The 17,801-nt window shown below is 56.1% G+C and carries 11 protein-coding genes and 1 pseudogene; 8 read left to right on the top strand and 4 right to left on the bottom strand.

Going from position 1 to position 17,801, the window contains the following annotated elements:
• Positions 1–8: 8 nt before the first annotated feature.
• A complete protein-coding gene (udk, locus tag J4685_RS18570) occupies positions 9–650 on the bottom strand; it encodes a uridine kinase (protein ID WP_000132081.1) in 642 nt (213 codons plus the stop codon).
• Between the two features lie 330 nt (positions 651–980).
• Here udk and J4685_RS18565 point away from each other — a divergent pair, with 330 nt between their 5' ends.
• On the top strand, positions 981–3,971 hold the full coding sequence (locus J4685_RS18565) for an MASE1 domain-containing protein (protein ID WP_000042943.1): 2,991 nt from the start codon (positions 981–983) through the stop codon (positions 3,969–3,971).
• On the opposite strand, the gene alkA is transcribed toward J4685_RS18565, so the two are convergent.
• Positions 3,939–4,808 (bottom strand): DNA-3-methyladenine glycosylase 2, encoded by an 870-nt coding sequence (gene alkA, locus J4685_RS18560; protein ID WP_000494717.1) that lies wholly within the window; start codon positions 4,806–4,808, stop codon positions 3,939–3,941. The two genes, J4685_RS18565 and alkA, sit on opposite strands and share 33 nt — an antisense overlap.
• Positions 4,809–4,941: 133 nt before the next feature.
• Here alkA and yegD point away from each other — a divergent pair, with 133 nt between their 5' ends.
• Complete coding sequence (yegD, locus tag J4685_RS18555; protein ID WP_000469622.1) at positions 4,942–6,294, top strand: molecular chaperone; 1,353 nt, start codon at positions 4,942–4,944, stop codon at positions 6,292–6,294.
• 98 nt (positions 6,295–6,392) lie between these two features.
• Here the strand turns inward: yegD and J4685_RS18550 are convergent, their stop codons facing one another.
• A complete protein-coding gene (locus tag J4685_RS18550) occupies positions 6,393–6,452 on the bottom strand; it encodes a type I toxin-antitoxin system Ibs family toxin (protein WP_105887528.1) in 60 nt (19 codons plus the stop codon).
• A 78-nt stretch (positions 6,453–6,530) separates the two neighbouring features.
• On the bottom strand, positions 6,531–6,812 hold the full coding sequence (locus tag J4685_RS18545) for a hypothetical protein (protein ID WP_162467019.1): 282 nt from the start codon (positions 6,810–6,812) through the stop codon (positions 6,531–6,533).
• Between J4685_RS18545 and mdtA the strand changes: the two are divergent.
• The 6 genes and pseudogenes from mdtA to baeR all read left to right on the top strand — a co-directional run bounded on the left by mdtA (position 6,735) and on the right by baeR (position 17,685).
• Positions 6,735–7,951: pseudogene (gene mdtA / locus J4685_RS18540) on the top strand (multidrug efflux RND transporter subunit MdtA). The gene J4685_RS18545 and the pseudogene mdtA overlap by 78 nt on opposite strands.
• Positions 7,951–11,073 (top strand): multidrug efflux RND transporter permease subunit MdtB, encoded by a 3,123-nt coding sequence (gene mdtB / locus J4685_RS18535; protein WP_001197809.1) that lies wholly within the window; start codon positions 7,951–7,953, stop codon positions 11,071–11,073. Before mdtA ends, mdtB begins: the two are co-directional and overlap by 1 nt.
• On the top strand, positions 11,074–14,154 hold the full coding sequence (gene mdtC / locus J4685_RS18530) for a multidrug efflux RND transporter permease subunit MdtC (protein ID WP_001210079.1): 3,081 nt from the start codon (positions 11,074–11,076) through the stop codon (positions 14,152–14,154). It begins immediately after the preceding gene.
• Positions 14,151–15,563, top strand: a complete 1,413-nt coding sequence (locus J4685_RS18525) for an MFS transporter (protein WP_000137820.1) — start codon at positions 14,151–14,153, stop codon at positions 15,561–15,563. The genes mdtC and J4685_RS18525 overlap by 4 nt, the downstream gene beginning before the upstream one ends.
• The gene (baeS, locus tag J4685_RS18520) at positions 15,563–16,966 is read left to right on the top strand and encodes a two-component system sensor histidine kinase BaeS (protein WP_000870070.1); all 1,404 of its coding nucleotides are present in this window, start codon (positions 15,563–15,565) and stop codon (positions 16,964–16,966) included. Before J4685_RS18525 ends, baeS begins: the two co-directional genes overlap by 1 nt.
• Complete coding sequence (gene baeR, locus J4685_RS18515; protein ID WP_000137854.1) at positions 16,963–17,685, top strand: two-component system response regulator BaeR; 723 nt, start codon at positions 16,963–16,965, stop codon at positions 17,683–17,685. Before baeS ends, baeR begins: the two co-directional genes overlap by 4 nt.
• Positions 17,686–17,801 lie beyond the last annotated feature (116 nt).

Raw genomic sequence — 17,801 nt, 5'->3', positions numbered from 1 at the left:
CGCCAGATTTATTCAAAGAACTGGCTGATTTTCGCTTTCAGAATATCAATAGCGATGCGGTTTTTACCGCCGCACGGCACGATAATATCCGCATATTGTTTGGAAGGCTCAATAAATTGCAGGAACATCGGACGCACCGTTTTCTGATATTGCGCCATCACCGAATCCATTGAGCGACCACGCTCGTTCACATCGCGTTTGATACGGCGCATCAAACAGATATCCAGCGGCGTATCGACAAAAATAGAGAAGTTCATCTCTTCACGCAAACGCGCGTCGGTCAGTAACAGAATACCTTCAAGAATAATCACTTTCTTCGGTTCTACGCGAACCGTTTCCTGCATACGGGTATGCTCAACATAACTGTATACCGGTAATTCAATCGCCGAACCGCGCTTGAGCGCCTGAAGATGCTGAAATAGCAGGCTGTGATCCATCGCATTCGGATGGTCATAGTTAGTTTTTACGCGTTCTTCCATCGACAGATGGCTTTGATCTTTGTAATAACTGTCTTCGGGAATAACGCCAATATGTTCGTCACCCACTTGTTCACGCAATTCGCGGTAAAGGGTACTGGCAATAAGACTCTTGCCGGAAGCCGATGCGCCAGCGATACCGATAATGACGCACTGATGAGACTGATCAGTCATAAATTTAGCGACCTGATTAACCTGGATGTAAGGAAGGGGGGCGCCGAAACACCAAACGCGGCAATTATAGGGATTTCAGCAGCGCGATACCAGTCCGGCGCTATGCCACGGTGAATTTGTTGGCGGCGCATTCGACGTCGCGACGTAAAAGCGTTCAGTTTTAACGCGGACAGCGGATTTATCGACCCGTCTGGAGGAGGAATACGCCGGGAGCCACAATTTATATTCAGCCAGCGTATAAATCATTACGCGTTTATACTAGCATAATCACAGAGTAAACTGACGCGTCCGGTATTCCGCGACGTTACCGGCGATTCGGATAGAGTGGTAATGAGTAAACCATCCCAACATGTTTTCGTTACCGTCCCCCACCCGCTATTGCGTCTGGTCAGTTTAGGCCTGGTCGCGTTTGTCTTTACGCTCTTTTCGCTCGTATTATCGCGTGTCGGCACCCAACTCGCGCCGCTGTGGTTCCCCACCTCCATTATGATGGTCGCGTTTTACCGCCATGCGGGCCGTCTGTGGCCTGGGATCGCGGTCGCCTGCTCGCTCGGCAGCATCGGCGCCTCACTGACTTTATTTCCTGCCGCCTCGCTTAACTTTAGCTGGACGGCAATAAATATTATCGAGGCGGCCACTGGCGCGATACTGCTGCGAAAACTGCTCCCCAGCTACAACCCCTTACAAAATTTGAATGACTGGTTTCGTCTGGCTATCGGCAGCGCCGTGATTCCGCCGCTACTCGGCGGCCTGTTATTTTGGCTGATAGCGCCGGAAGCGGTCGCCTCGAAAGCGTTTCTGATTTGGGTATTATCGGAAGCCATCGGCGCGCTGACGCTGGTGCCGTTAGGTTTACTGTTTAAACCACACTATCTGTTGCGTCATCGCGACCCGCATCTGTTGCTGGAAACGCTATTGACGCTGGTCATTACGCTGGCGCTAAGCTGGCTCGCTATGCGCTATATTCCGTGGCCGTTTACGTGCGTTATCGTCCTGTTGATGTGGAGTGCGGTGCGCCTGCCGCGAATGGAGGCGTTTTTAATTTTTTTAGCTACCGTTATCGTGGTCTCGCTCATGCTGGCCAATGACCCCACGCTGCTCGCCACGCCGAAAACCGACGTGATGGTCAATATGCCGTGGCTGCCTTTTTTAATGATCCTGCTGCCTGCCAATATGATGACGATGGTGATGTACGCGTTTCGCACGGAACGTAAACATATCACCGAGAGCGAATCCCGCTTTCGCAACGCGATGGAGTATTCCGCCATTGGTATGGCGCTGGTCGGTACGGAGGGTCAGTGGCTACAGGTCAATAAATCTCTGAGCCATTTTCTTGGCTATAGCCAGGATGAATTACGCACGATGACATTTCAGCAATTGACCTGGCCGGAAGACCTGAATAACGACCTTGAACAGCTAAACATGCTGGTGCGCGGCGACATCAATAGCTATTCCATGGAAAAACGCTACTACACCCGCAACGGCGATGTCGTCTGGGCGCTGCTGGCCGTCTCGCTAGTTCGTCATAAAGACAATAAACCTCTCTATTTTATTGCTCAGATTGAAGATATTAACGATCTCAAGCAAAGCGAGCAGGAAAACCAGCGGTTGATGGAGCGTATTACACAGGCGAACGACGCGCTGTTTCAGGAAAAAGAACGGTTGCACATCACGCTTGACTCTATCGGAGAAGCGGTGGTGTGTATTGATGTCGCGATGAATATCACCTTTATGAACCCGATCGCCGAGAAGATGAGCGGCTGGCGGCAAGAGGATGCTTTAGGCGCGCCATTATTAACGGTTCTGCGCATTACGTCAGGTGATAAGGGGCCGCTGCTGGAGGATATTTATCGCGCCGACAGGTCGCGATCGGACATGGAACAGGAGATAGTGCTCCATTGTCATAACGGCGGTAGCTACGATATTCATTACAGTATCACGCCGCTCAGTACGCTTGACGGCGATAAGATTGGTTCGGTTCTGGTTATCCAGGACGTTACCGAATCACGAAAAATGTTACGCCAGCTCAGCTACAGCGCAACGCATGACGCCCTCACCCATCTTGCCAACCGCGCCAGTTTTGAAAAGCAGCTTCAACAGCGCCTGCAAACAATACAGGAATCGCCTCAACATCATGCGCTGGTGTTTATCGATCTGGACCGTTTTAAAGCGGTTAACGACAGCGCGGGACATGCCGCCGGCGATGCCTTATTGCGCGAGCTCGCGTCACTGATGCTCAGTATGCTTCGCTCCGGCGATCTCCTGGCCCGTCTGGGTGGCGATGAGTTTGGCCTGTTGCTGCCGGATTGTAATAGTGACAGCGCGCGCTTTATCGTGACGCGGCTTATCAACGCCGTTAATGAGTATCACTTTATGTGGGAAGGACGCCTGCATCGGATCGGCGCCAGCGCCGGGATCACAATGATAAATGAACATAACTGCCAGCTCACAGAGGTCGTGTCTCAGGCCGATATTGCCTGCTACGCCGCGAAAAATAGCGGTCGAGGCCGTCTGACCGTGTACGAACCGCAGCACGCATTAACCTCCTCAAAGGGAATGATGCCGCTGGAAGAACAGTGGCATATGATTAAAAATAACCACCTGCTAATGCTTGCCAGAAACGTCGCGCCGCCGCGTACGCCGGAGGCCACCAGCTTTTGGCTGGTCTCACTCAGGCTGTGGACCAGCGAAGGGGAAGTGATGGAAGAGCGCGCGTTCCGGGCAGGGTTAGCCGACTCCGCGCTGCATCACGCGCTTGACCGACGGGTATTCCATGAGTTTTTCCGCCATGCGGCGACCGCCGTCGCCAGCAAGGGATTAAGCGTTGCGCTGCCGCTGTCCGCCGCGGGATTATACAGCGCGACCCTTATTGATGAGCTGCTGGAACAACTGGAGCATAGCCCACTGCCGCCACGGTTATTACACCTGATTATCCCGGCTGACGTTATCGTTAAGCAGGCGCAGACCGCCGCTGCGACTCTGCGAAAACTGCGGCAACGCGGCTGCCAGGTGATTCTCAGCCATGTCGGGCGCGATTTACAGCTGTTTAATTTACTGACCCCGCATATCGCTGATTATTTACTGCTGGATAGCGACCTTATCGCCAACGTTCATGAGAATTTAATGGATGAAATGCTGACCTCGATCATCCAGGGACACGCCCAGCATCTGGACATCAAAACGCTCGCCGGGCCGGTACAAAACCCACAGGTGCTGGATACGCTCTCCCGTATTGGCGTGGATCTGATTTATGGCGACACTATCGCCGAAGCGCAACCGCTGGATTTGTTACTGAATACCAGCTATTTCGCTATCCATTGACGGTTGCCAGCCGTGGGTATACCAGATATGCAGTAGCGCGTAGGAACGCCACGGTTTCCAGCGCTCCGCGTAGCGACGGATCTGCGCGGGCGTCATCCCGGCGAAGCGCTGCTTAATTAAGTAATCATCGGGCAAAAAGATATCTTTTGCCTGCCAACCGCGCAGGGCGAAATAGTTCGCCGTCCAGCGGCCAATTCCCGGAAACGTTTGTAAATTTTTAACGCTCTGCTCAATATCCGGCGGCGCGGTGAGCGCCAGTTTTCCCGCCAGCGTCGCCTGCGCCAGATGAATCAGCACTTCGGCGCGCCGCAGCGGCATCCCCAGAGCTTTAAGCGCCAGCGGATCGGCCAACGCCAGCGTTTCTGGACCGGGAAAACAGACATAATCGGGCGCATCCGGCAACGCCTCGCCATAGCGGCGCGCCACTTTCGCCGTCAACCTTGCCGCCATCGCGACACTCACCAGTTGCCCCAGTATCGCCCGCACGCCCTGTTCAAACGTATCAACCGATCCCGGTAAACGCAGCCCCGGTCTGTCCTCGCCCAGTGGCCCCAGCACGGCGGCAACCTGCGCGGGCTGGCAGTCAAGATCAAACAGACGCGAAACCTTCGCCAGACACGCCGGCGCGACGGGAAGTAATCCGGCGCTCACGCTAACCTGCACAGTGTGGGTGGGCAGATGGGGCCTCACGCTGACCAGTCCGCGATGCTCGCCCACCACCAGGCTGCGCGCATAAAAGCCCTCGCCTACTGTTTCCACGCCGTCCACCGCACGCGCGGCAAGAAAGCCCAACATCCACGACCAGTCGTAAGGCGGCTGCCAGCTCAGGGTAAACATACTTTTCTCCTTTATTTGACCTTTCAGCATAAACGCTAATCGCACGTAACGCCTTGCTTTCATATTCCAGTTGTCGCCGCGACGACATTTCGCTAAAGTCACGCCCCTTCTTCACTGGCATGGGGATTTTAAGGTGTTTATCGGATTTGATTACGGTACGGCAAACTGCTCGGTCGCCATTATGCGCGACGGGCATCCACAGTTGCTGACAATGGAGAATAACAGCGCATTACTGCCGTCTATGCTGTGCGCGCCGACGCGCGAAGCGGTGAGCGAGTGGCTGTATCGCCATCATGATGTGCCGGCAACGGACGAAGAAACCCAGGCGCTGCTACGCCGCGCGATACGCTACAACCGCGAGGAAGATATTGAGGTTGGCGCGCAAAGCGTACAGTTTGGTCTGGCGTCGCTGGCGCACTATATTGACGATCCCCAGGAGGTCTGGTTTGTCAAATCGCCGAAATCCTTTTTAGGCGCCAGCGGCCTGAAACCGCAGCAGGTCGCGCTGTTTGAAGATTTAGTCTGCGCCATGATGGTACATATTCGTCATACGGCGCACAGCCAATTGCCGGAGGCCATTACCCAGGCGGTGATCGGTCGCCCGATCAACTTTCAGGGACTGGGCGGCGATGACGCGAACCGCCAGGCGCAGGGTATTCTGGAGCGGGCGGCAAAACGCGCCGGTTTTCAGGAGGTGGTATTCCAGTACGAACCGGTTGCGGCGGGCCTGGACTACGAGGCTACGCTGCGGGAAGAGAAGCGTGTGCTGGTCGTGGATATTGGCGGCGGCACCACCGACTGCTCCATGCTGCTGATGGGGCCGCAGTGGCGTCAGCGCGCCGATCGTGAAAACAGCCTGTTGGGGCACAGCGGTTGCCGCGTGGGCGGAAACGATCTGGATATCGCGCTGGCCTTTAAAAATCTGATGCCTTTGCTGGGCATGGGCGGCGAAACCGAAAAAGGTATCGCCCTGCCGGTGCTGCCGTGGTGGAACGCCGTCGCGATTAACGACGTCCCGGCGCAAAGCGATTTTTACAGTAGCGCGAATGGTCGTCTGTTGAACGATTTGGTTCGCAACGCGCGTGAAGCAGACAAGGTCGCGTTGCTGCTCAAGATCTGGCGTCAGCGGCTTAGTTACCGCCTGGTACGCTGCGCGGAAGAGAGCAAAATCGCCCTTTCCGGCCAGGCGGATGTTACGGCGAGGCTGCCATTTATCAGCGACGACCTGGCGGTCGCTATCAGCCAGCAAGGACTGGAAGCGGCGCTGGATCAACCGCTGGCGCGTATTCTGGAACAGGTGCAACTGGCGCTGGACAGTGCGCAGGAAAAACCGGATGTCATCTATCTGACCGGCGGCAGCGCCCGTTCGCCATTGATTAAAAAAGCGCTTTCCGAACAGCTACCGGGCATACCCGTCGCTGGCGGCGATGATTTCGGCTCCGTCACCGCAGGACTGGCGCGCTGGGCGGAGGTCGTTTTCCGCTAAGCGCCTCGCAAGCCCAGCGCTGATGGATTGACATTATTCTTGATGTGGCTTAACGTCAGGAGTGAGGGTAAGGGAGGATTCCTCCTCCCCCTGGTGTCTTAGTAAGCTGGTAGGCTAATCACTAAGAGTATCACCAGTATGATGACTACCTTCATCATAACCCTTTCCTTATTTTGGCCCCTTCCTCGGGAGGGGCTTTCCCGTTTCAGCGTCCTGCTGAAATCGGTGGCTTACCTTCATTGCCGTGCCGCCACTTTACCGCACTCCGGCGCGTTAACGATTTTCACCGATGAGAGTTGCGTAGCGCCTCGCAAAGCGAGTCGCCATTCAGAATAATCCCGACCGTGTTCCATAATTCCTCCATTTTTCTCCCTTCCCTGCTGACTACAATAGAGGAAGCAACATTCCGCAAAACGTTTCAGGATGAGAAACTTATACCGATGAAAGGCAGTAATACTTTCCGCTGGGCAATAGCGATTGGGGTTGTAGTAGCCGCCGCCGCATTCTGGTTCTGGCATAGCCGGGCGTCGCCGCGCAAGCGCCGCATACCGCCGCCGCAGGTCGCCGCGGTATGCGCGACGGCCCTCTGGCGCCGGTACAGGCCGCGACCGCGACCACGCAGGCCGTACCGCGCTATCTGAGCGGGCTGGGTACCGTGACCGCCGCGAATACCGTTACGGTGCGTAGCCGCGTGGATGGTCAACTCATCGCCCTGCACTTTCAGGAAGGTCAGCAGGTCAACGCAGGCGATCTGCTGGCGCAAATCGATCCCAGCCAGTTTAAGGTCGCCCTGGCGCAGGCGCAGGGACAGTTGGCGAAAGATAACGCTACGCTGGCGAATGCGCGTCGTGATCTGGCGCGCTATCAACAACTGGCAAAAACCAATTTGGTTTCCCGTCAGGAACTGGATGCGCAACAGGCGCTGGTCAACGAAACCCAGGGAACCATTAAAGCGGATGAAGCCAATGTCGCCAGCGCGCAGTTACAGCTCGACTGGAGTCGTATCACGGCCCCGGTCTCGGGACGCGTGGGTCTGAAACAGGTGGATGTCGGCAACCAGATTTCCAGCAGCGATACCGCCGGTATTGTCGTCATTACGCAAACGCACCCGATTGATCTCATTTTTACTCTGCCGGAAAGCGATATCGCGACCGTGGTTCAGGCGCAAAAAGCGGGGAAAACGCTGGTCGTAGAAGCCTGGGATCGGACTAACTCGCACAAATTGAGCGAAGGTGTGTTGCTCAGTCTGGACAACCAGATTGATCCCACGACGGGAACGATCAAAATTAAAGCGCGCTTTACCAATCAGGACGATACGCTGTTCCCCAATCAATTTGTGAACGCCCGGATGCTGGTCGATACCGAACAAAATGCCGTTGTGGTGCCTGCCGCGGCGGTGCAAATGGGCAATGAGGGCCACTTTGTGTGGGTGCTGAACGACGAAAATAACGTCAGCAAGAAGCGGGTAAAAATCGGTATTCAGGATAACCGAAACGTGGTGATCAGCGCAGGATTGTCGGCAGGCGATCGCGTCGTTACCGATGGTATTGATCGGCTGACGGAAGGCGCAAAAGTCGAGGTCGTTGAGCCGCAAACCACCATGGCGGATGAAAAATCCCCTTCCCGCCATGAAGGTCAAAAAGGAGCGCGCGCCTGATGCAGGTATTACCTCCGGGCAGCACGGGCGGCCCTTCGCGTCTGTTTATTCTGCGCCCCGTGGCCACCACTCTGCTGATGGCGGCGATTTTACTCGCCGGGATTATCGGCTATCGCTTCCTGCCCGTCGCCGCTTTGCCGGAGGTCGACTACCCCACTATTCAGGTGGTTACGCTCTACCCTGGCGCCAGCCCGGATGTCATGACCTCCTCCGTCACCGCGCCGCTTGAGCGCCAGTTCGGCCAGATGTCAGGACTTAAGCAGATGTCGTCGCAAAGCTCCGGCGGCGCATCGGTGGTGACGCTACAGTTTCAGTTAACGCTGCCGCTGGACGTTGCCGAGCAGGAAGTACAGGCGGCGATTAACGCAGCCACCAATTTATTGCCTTCCGACCTGCCGAATCCGCCGATTTATAGCAAAGTCAATCCGGCGGACCCGCCGATTATGACGCTTGCCGTCACCTCAAACGCGATGCCGATGACCCAGGTAGAGGACATGGTAGAAACCCGCGTGGCGCAGAAGATCTCACAGGTCTCCGGCGTCGGGCTGGTGACGCTTGCCGGCGGGCAGCGCCCTGCGATACGCGTAAAACTGAATGCTCAGGCTATCGCCGCGCTCGGTCTGACCAGCGAAACAGTCCGTACCGCAATTACCGGCGCCAACGTCAACTCGGCGAAAGGCAGTCTGGATGGCCCCGAACGGGCGGTGACGCTTTCTGCTAACGATCAGATGCAGTCTGCCGACGAATACCGCAAGCTTATCATCGCGTATCAAAACGGCGCGCCGGTACGGCTGGGCGATGTCGCCACCGTCGAACAGGGGGCGGAAAATAGCTGGCTCGGCGCATGGGCGAATCAAGCTCCGGCTATCGTGATGAACGTTCAACGCCAGCCCGGCGCCAATATCATTGCGACAGCGGACAGCATTCGCCAGATGCTGCCCCAGCTTACCGAAAGCCTGCCGAAATCGGTGAAGGTCACGGTCCTGTCCGATCGCACCACCAATATTCGCGCTTCCGTGCGCGATACCCAGTTTGAACTGATGCTGGCGATCGCGCTGGTCGTCATGATTATCTATCTGTTTTTACGTAATATTCCCGCCACAATTATTCCCGGCGTCGCCGTACCGCTGTCGCTTATCGGCACCTTTGCGGTGATGGTGTTTTTGGATTTTTCCATTAATAACCTGACGCTGATGGCGCTCACTATCGCCACGGGTTTCGTGGTGGACGATGCGATTGTGGTGATCGAGAACATCTCGCGCTACATCGAAAAAGGAGAAAAACCGCTGGCGGCGGCGCTCAAAGGCGCGGGCGAAATCGGCTTTACCATTATTTCCCTCACCTTTTCACTGATTGCGGTGCTGATCCCGTTGCTCTTTATGGGCGATATTGTTGGTCGACTGTTCCGCGAATTTGCGGTGACGTTGGCGGTAGCGATTTTAATCTCCGCCGTCGTCTCTTTGACGCTCACGCCCATGATGTGCGCGTGTATGCTCAGCCAGCAATCTCTGCGTAAACAAAACCGCTTTTCCCGCGCCTGCGAGCGGATGTTTGACCGCGTGATCGCCAGCTACGGACGCGGATTAGCGAAAGTGCTCAACCATCCGTGGCTTACATTGAGCGTGGCATTCGCCACGCTCCTGCTCAGCGTTATGCTGTGGATAGTCATCCCGAAAGGGTTCTTTCCGGTACAGGATAACGGCATTATCCAGGGGACGCTGCAGGCGCCGCAATCGTCATCGTATGCCAGTATGGCGCAACGTCAGCGCCAGGTGGCGGAGCGGATATTACAGGACCCGGCGGTGCAAAGTCTGACGACTTTTGTTGGCGTAGACGGCGCTAACCCCACGCTCAATAGCGCGCGCCTGCAAATTAACCTCAAGCCGCTGGATGCGCGTGATGACCGCGTGCAGCAGGTGATCTCCCGGCTGCAAACCGCCGTGGCGACGATTCCCGTCGTGGCGCTGTATCTCCAGCCGACGCAGGATTTAACCATCGACACGCAGGTCAGCCGCACGCAGTATCAGTTTACCCTGCAGGCCACGACGCTCGATGCGCTCAGCCACTGGGTGCCAAAACTGCAGAACGCGCTACAGTCGTTACCACAGCTCTCTGAGGTAAGCAGCGACTGGCAAGATCGAGGATTAGCGGCCTGGGTGAATGTCGACCGCGACAGCGCCAGCCGTCTGGGTATCAGCATAGCGGATGTGGATAACGCGCTCTACAACGCGTTCGGACAACGCCTGATTTCAACGATTTATACCCAGGCGAACCAGTACCGCGTCGTGCTGGAGCATAATACCGCCAGCACGCCGGGCCTGGCGGCGCTGGAGACGATTCGCCTGACGAGTCGCGACGGCGGCACCGTATCGCTCAGCGCGATTGCCCGCATTGAGCAGCGCTTCGCTCCGCTCTCCATCAATCATTTAGATCAGTTCCCGGTTACGACATTTTCGTTTAACGTGCCGGAGGGCTATTCGCTCGGCGATGCGGTGCAGGCGATTCTCGATACGGAAAAAACGCTCGCCCTGCCAGCGGATATTACAACGCAGTTTCAGGGCAGTACGCTCGCCTTCCAGGCGGCGCTGGGCAGCACCGTCTGGCTTATTGTCGCCGCCGTGGTGGCGATGTATATCGTGCTCGGCGTGCTGTATGAGAGTTTTATCCATCCGATCACGATTCTCTCAACGCTGCCTACGGCGGGCGTCGGCGCGCTGCTGGCGCTGATCATCGCTGGTAGCGAGCTCGATATTATCGCCATTATCGGCATTATTTTGCTGATCGGCATCGTGAAGAAAAACGCCATCATGATGATTGACTTCGCCCTCGCCGCTGAACGCGAACAGGGGATGAGTCCGCGCGACGCTATCTTCCAGGCCTGTCTGCTGCGTTTTCGACCGATTCTGATGACCACGCTGGCGGCGTTGCTCGGGGCATTGCCATTAATGTTGAGTACCGGCGTTGGCGCGGAATTACGTCGCCCGTTGGGGATCGCGATGGTGGGCGGCCTACTGGTCAGCCAGGTATTAACTCTGTTTACCACACCGGTGATTTATCTCCTGTTTGACCGCCTGTCGCTGTACGTGAAAAGTCGCTTTCCGCGCCATAAAGAGGAGGCGTAGATGCGCTTTTTCGCCCTTTTCATCTACCGCCCGGTCGCCACCATTTTGATTGCCGCCGCCATTACGCTGTGCGGCATTCTGGGCTTTCGTCTGCTGCCGGTCGCCCCGCTGCCGCAGGTCGATTTCCCGGTGATTATGGTTAGCGCCTCGCTGCCGGGCGCCTCGCCGGAAACCATGGCTTCGTCGGTGGCGACGCCGTTGGAACGTTCTTTGGGACGCATTGCAGGCGTCAATGAAATGACTTCCAGCAGCTCGCTCGGCAGTACGCGCATTATTCTCGAATTTAATTTCGATCGTGATATTAACGGCGCGGCGCGCGATGTGCAGGCCGCCATTAACGCCGCGCAAAGCTTGTTGCCAGGCGGAATGCCCAGCCGCCCGACTTATCGCAAGGCCAACCCGTCCGACGCGCCGATTATGATTTTAACGCTCACCTCGGAGAGCTGGTCACAAGGCAAACTGTATGATTTCGCCTCTACTCAACTGGCGCAAACCATCGCGCAAATTGACGGCGTCGGCGATGTTGACGTCGGCGGCAGCTCCCTGCCCGCAGTACGTGTAGGCTTAAACCCGCAGGCGCTCTTTAACCAGGGCGTCTCGCTGGATGAGGTCCGCGAAGCGATCGACAGCGCCAACGTACGCCGACCGCAAGGCGCAATTGAAGATAGCGTCCACCGCTGGCAAATCCAGACCAACGACGAACTGAAAACCGCCGCCGAATACCAGCCGCTGATTATTCACTATAACAACGGCGCGGCGGTACGCCTGGGCGACGTCGCCAGCGTCACCGACTCGGTGCAGGATGTCCGTAACGCCGGGATGACGAACGCTAAACCCGCTATTTTGTTGATGATCCGCAAGTTGCCGGAGGCCAACATTATTCAGACGGTCGACGGCATCCGGGCAAAACTGCCGGAACTGCGGGCAATGATCCCCGCCGCTATCGATTTACAAATCGCCCAGGATCGTTCGCCGACAATTCGCGCATCGCTGCAAGAGGTAGAAGAGACGCTGGCTATCTCTGTCGCGCTGGTGATCCTGGTGGTGTTTTTATTCCTGCGTTCCGGGCGCGCCACGCTAATCCCCGCCGTCGCCGTTCCCGTTTCGCTCATCGGCACCTTCGCCGCCATGTATCTGTGCGGCTTCAGCCTCAACAATCTGTCGCTGATGGCGCTGACTATCGCGACCGGATTTGTCGTTGATGATGCCATTGTGGTGCTGGAAAATATCGCCCGCCATCTGGAGGCGGGAATGAAACCTTTGCAGGCGGCATTACAGGGTACGCGGGAAGTCGGGTTTACGGTCATCTCCATGAGTCTGTCGCTGGTGGCGGTATTTCTGCCGCTGCTGTTAATGGGCGGCCTGCCAGGACGATTATTACGGGAATTCGCCGTTACCCTCTCGGTGGCGATTGGCATTTCGCTGGTGGTCTCGCTCACACTGACGCCGATGATGTGCGGCTGGATGCTTAAATCAAGCAAACCGCGCACCCAACCGCGTAAACGGGGCGTTGGCCGTTTGCTGGTCGCCTTGCAACAGGGTTACGGCACGTCGTTAAAATGGGTGCTTAACCATACGCGTCTTGTCGGTGTGGTTTTTCTTGGCACCGTTGCGCTGAACATCTGGCTTTATATCGCCATCCCTAAAACATTCTTTCCGGAGCAGGACACTGGCGTGTTGATGGGCGGTATTCAGGCTGACCAGAGCATCTCTTTCCAGGCCATGCGCGGCAAGCTGCAGGATTTTATGAAAATTATTCGCGACGATCCGGCGGTGAATAATGTCACTGGTTTTACCGGCGGCTCGCGGGTGAATAGCGGCATGATGTTTATTACGCTGAAGCCGCGCGGCGAACGCAAAGAGACGGCGCAGCAAATCATTGATCGACTGCGGGTCAAACTGGCAAAAGAACCCGGCGCCAGGCTGTTTCTGATGGCGGTACAGGATATTCGCGTCGGCGGGCGGCAGGCTAACGCCAGTTACCAATATACATTGCTGTCTGACTCCCTGCCGGCGCTGCGCGAGTGGGAGCCGAAAATACGCAAAGCGCTCTCGGCCCTGCCGCAACTGGCGGACGTAAACTCCGACCAGCAGGATAACGGCGCGGAGATGAACCTTATCTACGACCGCGACACCATGTCACGGCTGGGCATTGATGTTCAGGCCGCAAACAGTCTGTTAAATAATACTTTCGGCCAGCGGCAAATTTCCACCATTTATCAGCCGATGAACCAGTATAAAGTGGTGATGGAAGTCGATCCGCGCTATACCCAGGATATCAGCGCGCTGGAGAAAATGTTCGTTATCAACCGTGACGGAAAAGCGATCCCCCTCTCTTATTTCGCCCAATGGCGGCCCGCCAATGCGCCGCTGTCGGTGAACCATCAGGGACTTTCCGCGGCGTCCACGATTGCCTTTAACCTGCCGACCGGCACATCGTTATCGCAGGCGACGGAGGCCATTAATCGCACCATGACGCAGCTTGGCGTCCCCTCGACGGTACGCGGCAGTTTTTCCGGAACGGCGCAAGTCTTCCAGCAGACCATGAATTCACAGCTTATTTTGATAGTAGCGGCGATCGCTACCGTCTACATTGTGCTGGAGATACTGTACGAAAGCTACGTCCATCCGCTGACCATTCTCTCTACTCTGCCATCGGCGGGCGTTGGGGCGCTTCTGGCGCTGGAACTCTTCAATGCCCCTTTCAGCCTAATCGCCCTGATAGGGATCATGCTATTAATTGGCATTGTGAAGAAAAACGCCATTATGATGGTCGATTTTGCGCTTGAAGCGCAACGAAGCGGCGGCCTGACGCCGGAACAAGCCATTTTCCAGGCCTGCTTGTTACGCTTCCGTCCAATAATGATGACCACGCTGGCGGCGCTGTTCGGCGCACTGCCATTGGTGTTATCTGGCGGAGACGGTTCGGAATTACGGCAGCCGCTGGGGATAACCATTGTCGGCGGTTTGGTCATGAGCCAGCTCCTGACGCTCTATACCACGCCGGTGGTGTACCTCTTTTTCGACCGCCTGCGGCTGCGTTTTTCGCGTAAAAATAGCAAACCGGTAGTAGAGATATGACAGAACTTCCTGACAACACCCGCTGGCAACTCTGGATTGTGGCATTCGGCTTTTTTATGCAGTCGCTGGATACCACCATCGTCAACACTGCGCTGCCCTCCATGGCGAAAAGCCTGGGGGAAAGCCCGCTGCATATGCACATGGTAGTGGTGTCATATGTTCTCACCGTCGCCGTGATGCTCCCCGCCAGCGGCTGGCTGGCAGACAAAATCGGCGTGCGTAATATTTTCTTTGCCGCCATCGTGCTGTTCACGCTGGGTTCGCTGTTTTGCGCCCTCTCCGGTACGCTTAATCAACTGGTATTAGCGCGAGTTTTACAAGGCGTAGGCGGCGCGATGATGGTGCCGGTCGGACGCCTGACGGTCATGAAAATCGTGCCGCGCGCGCAATATATGGCGGCGATGACCTTCGTCACCCTACCGGGACAGATCGGGCCGTTACTCGGCCCCGCGCTGGGCGGGGTGCTGGTGGAATATGCTTCATGGCACTGGATCTTTCTGATCAATATCCCGGTGGGAATTGTCGGCGCTATGGCGACCTTTATGCTGATGCCAAACTACACCATAGAGACCCGGCGCTTTGATCTGCCGGGGTTCCTGCTGTTAGCTATCGGCATGGCGGTACTCACGCTGGCGCTGGACGGTAGTAAAAGCATGGGGATTTCGCCCTGGACATTAGCCGGACTTGCTGCGGGTGGCGCGGCAGCCATTCTGCTCTATCTCTTCCATGCCAAAAAAAGCTCAGGTGCGTTATTCAGCCTGCGATTGTTCCGCACGCCCACGTTTTCACTGGGGTTGCTGGGCAGTTTTGCCGGGCGTATCGGCAGCGGTATGCTGCCGTTTATGACGCCGGTCTTTTTACAAATTGGTCTTGGTTTTTCACCGTTTCATGCCGGTTTGATGATGATCCCCATGGTGCTGGGCAGCATGGGAATGAAGCGGATTGTGGTGCAGATAGTTAACCGTTTTGGCTATCGTCGGGTTCTGGTAGCGACCACGCTCGGACTGGCATTGGTTAGCCTGTTGTTTATGTCGGTCGCGCTGCTCGGCTGGTATTATCTCCTGCCGCTGGTACTGCTTTTGCAGGGAATGGTGAACTCGGCGCGCTTTTCTTCCATGAATACCTTAACGCTAAAAGACCTTCCCGATACGCTGGCCAGCAGCGGCAATAGCTTATTATCGATGATTATGCAGCTCTCGATGAGTATCGGCGTCACTATTGCCGGGATGCTGCTGGGTATGTTTGGCCAACAGCATATCGGGATAGACAGTAGCGCCACACATCACGTCTTTATGTACACCTGGTTATGTATGGCGGTTATTATCGCGCTACCGGCGATAATTTTTGCCCGCGTGCCGAACGATACACAGCAAAACATGGTCATTTCACGGCGTAAAAGGAGCCTGTAATGAAAGTCTGGCGGCCCGGAATCACCGGCAAGCTGTTTCTGGCGATTTTCGCCACCTGCATCGTGCTGCTGATCAGTATGCATTGGGCCGTGCGCGTCAGTTTTGAACGCGGATTTATTGACTATATCAAACACGGCAACGAGCAGCGGCTACAAATGCTGGGCGATGCGCTGGGCGACCAGTACCAGCAACACGGCAACTGGCGTTTTTTACGTAACAATGATCGCTTCGTTTTCCAGATTCTGCGTTCATTTGAGCATGACAACGACCGCGATAAACCCGGCCCCGGTATGCCGCCGCACGGTTGGCGCACCCAATTCTGGGTCGTCGATCAAAATGGCCGGGTGCTGGTCGGCCCACGCGGTCCGGTGCCGCATGACGGTACTCGCCGCCCCATTCTGGTCAATGACGTCGAAGTCGGCGCGATTATCGCCTCGCCTGTCGAGCGGCTGACGCGCAATACGGATATTAATTTTGATATGCAGCAGCGGCGCGCCAGTTGGATGATCGTGGCGTTATCAACCTTGCTGGCCGCGCTGGCGACATTTTTGCTGGCGCGTGGCCTGCTCGCCCCGGTCAAACGGTTGGTCGAGGGTACGCACAGACTGGCGGCGGGGGATTTTACCACGCGCGTGACCCCAACCAGCGCTGATGAACTGGGAAAACTGGCGCAGGACTTTAACCAGCTTGCCAGCACGCTGGAAAAAAACCAGCAGATGCGCCGCGACTTTATGGCGGATATTTCCCACGAACTGCGCACGCCGCTGGCGGTATTGCGCGGCGAACTGGAAGCCATTCAGGATGGCGTTCGCCAGTTCACGCCAGAATCGGTTACCTCGCTACAGGCGGAAGTCGGTACGCTTACCAAACTGGTTGACGACCTGCATCAGCTTTCGTTGTCTGACGAGGGCGCGCTGGCTTACCAAAAAACGACCGTCGATCTTGTCCCCCTGTTGGAAGTCGCTGGCGGCGCGTTCAGAGAGCGCTTTACCAGCCGGGGGCTAACGCTACATTACGCGTTGCCGGATAGCATGACCGTCTTCGGCGACCCGGATCGCTTGATGCAACTGTTTAATAATCTGCTGGAAAACAGTCTGCGCTACACCGACAGCGGCGGCGGCCTGCATATTTCCGCTGAACAACGCGACAAATCATTATTCCTGACCTTTGCCGATTCTGCACCGGGCGTCAGCGATGAGCAGTTACAAAAGCTTTTTGACCGTTTTTACCGCACGGAAGTGTCCCGTAACCGCGCCAGCGGCGGTTCTGGACTGGGGCTGGCGATATGCGTCAATATTGTACACGCGCATAACGGTCATCTTCACGCCGCTCATTCGCCTTTTGGCGGGGTTAGCATTACAGTAGAGTTACCGCTGGATCGCGATTTACAGAGAGAAGTATGACTGAATTACCCATTGATGAAAACACGCCGCGCATTTTGATTGTTGAAGATGAACCCAAGCTGGGACAGCTGCTTATTGACTACTTACGCGCGGCGAGTTACGCCCCCACGCTCATCAATCATGGCGACAAGGTACTGCCGTATGTGCGTCAAACGCCGCCGGATCTGATCCTGCTGGATCTGATGCTGCCGGGTACCGATGGTCTGACGCTATGCCGGGAGATTCGCCGTTTTTCCGACATCCCCATTGTGATGGTCACGGCCAAAATCGAAGAGATCGACCGGCTGCTTGGGCTGGAAATCGGCGCCGATGATTATATCTGTAAGCCTTACAGCCCGCGCGAAGTCGTGGCCCGCGTGAAAACCATTTTGCGCCGCTGTAAACCGCAGCGCGAACTCCAGCAGCAGGATGCCGAAAGCCCGTTAATGATTGATGAAAGCCGCTTTCAGGCCTCCTGGTGTGGTAAAGCGCTGGATTTAACCCCCGCTGAATTCCGCCTGCTAAAAACCTTATCGCTTGAACCGGGTAAAGTTTTTTCCCGCGAGCAGTTGCTAAACCACCTCTACGACGACTACCGTGTGGTGACCGACCGTACCATCGACAGCCATATTAAAAACCTGCGCCGTAAACTGGAATCGCTGGATGCCGAACAGTCATTTATCCGCGCGGTCTACGGGGTGGGATATCGCTGGGAAGCGGATGCGTGTCGCCTGGTATAATCATTATTGGCATAACAATAACAAGGTCGTAAGACGATATTTTCCGCCAACGCTATTCTGGCGGAATTAACACACTGTCCTCTTTCCTTTGGCCGGGCGGTATCCCAAAAACCACG

The sequence above is a fragment of the Salmonella sp. 32100201201700099SM genome (assembly GCF_017572645.1).
Taxonomy (GTDB): domain Bacteria; phylum Pseudomonadota; class Gammaproteobacteria; order Enterobacterales; family Enterobacteriaceae; genus Salmonella; species Salmonella enterica.
The sequence above is the reverse complement of the archived record's forward strand: the minus strand, read 5'-3'. Positions and strand labels throughout refer to the sequence as shown.

What these genes read in the sequence shown, in the direction of transcription:
- udk (WP_000132081.1), bottom strand. Translation starts at nt 650, where the DNA reads ATGACTGATCAGTCTCATCAGTGCGTCATTATCGGTATCGCTGGCGCA.
- J4685_RS18565 (WP_000042943.1), top strand. Translation starts at nt 981, where the DNA reads ATGAGTAAACCATCCCAACATGTTTTCGTTACCGTCCCCCACCCGCTA.
- alkA (WP_000494717.1), bottom strand. Translation starts at nt 4,808, where the DNA reads ATGTTTACCCTGAGCTGGCAGCCGCCTTACGACTGGTCGTGGATGTTG.
- J4685_RS18545 (WP_162467019.1), bottom strand. Translation starts at nt 6,812, where the DNA reads ATGCCAGAACCAGAATGCGGCGGCGGCTACTACAACCCCAATCGCTAT.
- mdtB (WP_001197809.1), top strand. Translation starts at nt 7,951, where the DNA reads ATGCAGGTATTACCTCCGGGCAGCACGGGCGGCCCTTCGCGTCTGTTT.
- mdtC (WP_001210079.1), top strand. Translation starts at nt 11,074, where the DNA reads ATGCGCTTTTTCGCCCTTTTCATCTACCGCCCGGTCGCCACCATTTTG.
- J4685_RS18525 (WP_000137820.1), top strand. Translation starts at nt 14,151, where the DNA reads ATGACAGAACTTCCTGACAACACCCGCTGGCAACTCTGGATTGTGGCA.
- baeS (WP_000870070.1), top strand. Translation starts at nt 15,563, where the DNA reads ATGAAAGTCTGGCGGCCCGGAATCACCGGCAAGCTGTTTCTGGCGATT.
- baeR (WP_000137854.1), top strand. Translation starts at nt 16,963, where the DNA reads ATGACTGAATTACCCATTGATGAAAACACGCCGCGCATTTTGATTGTT.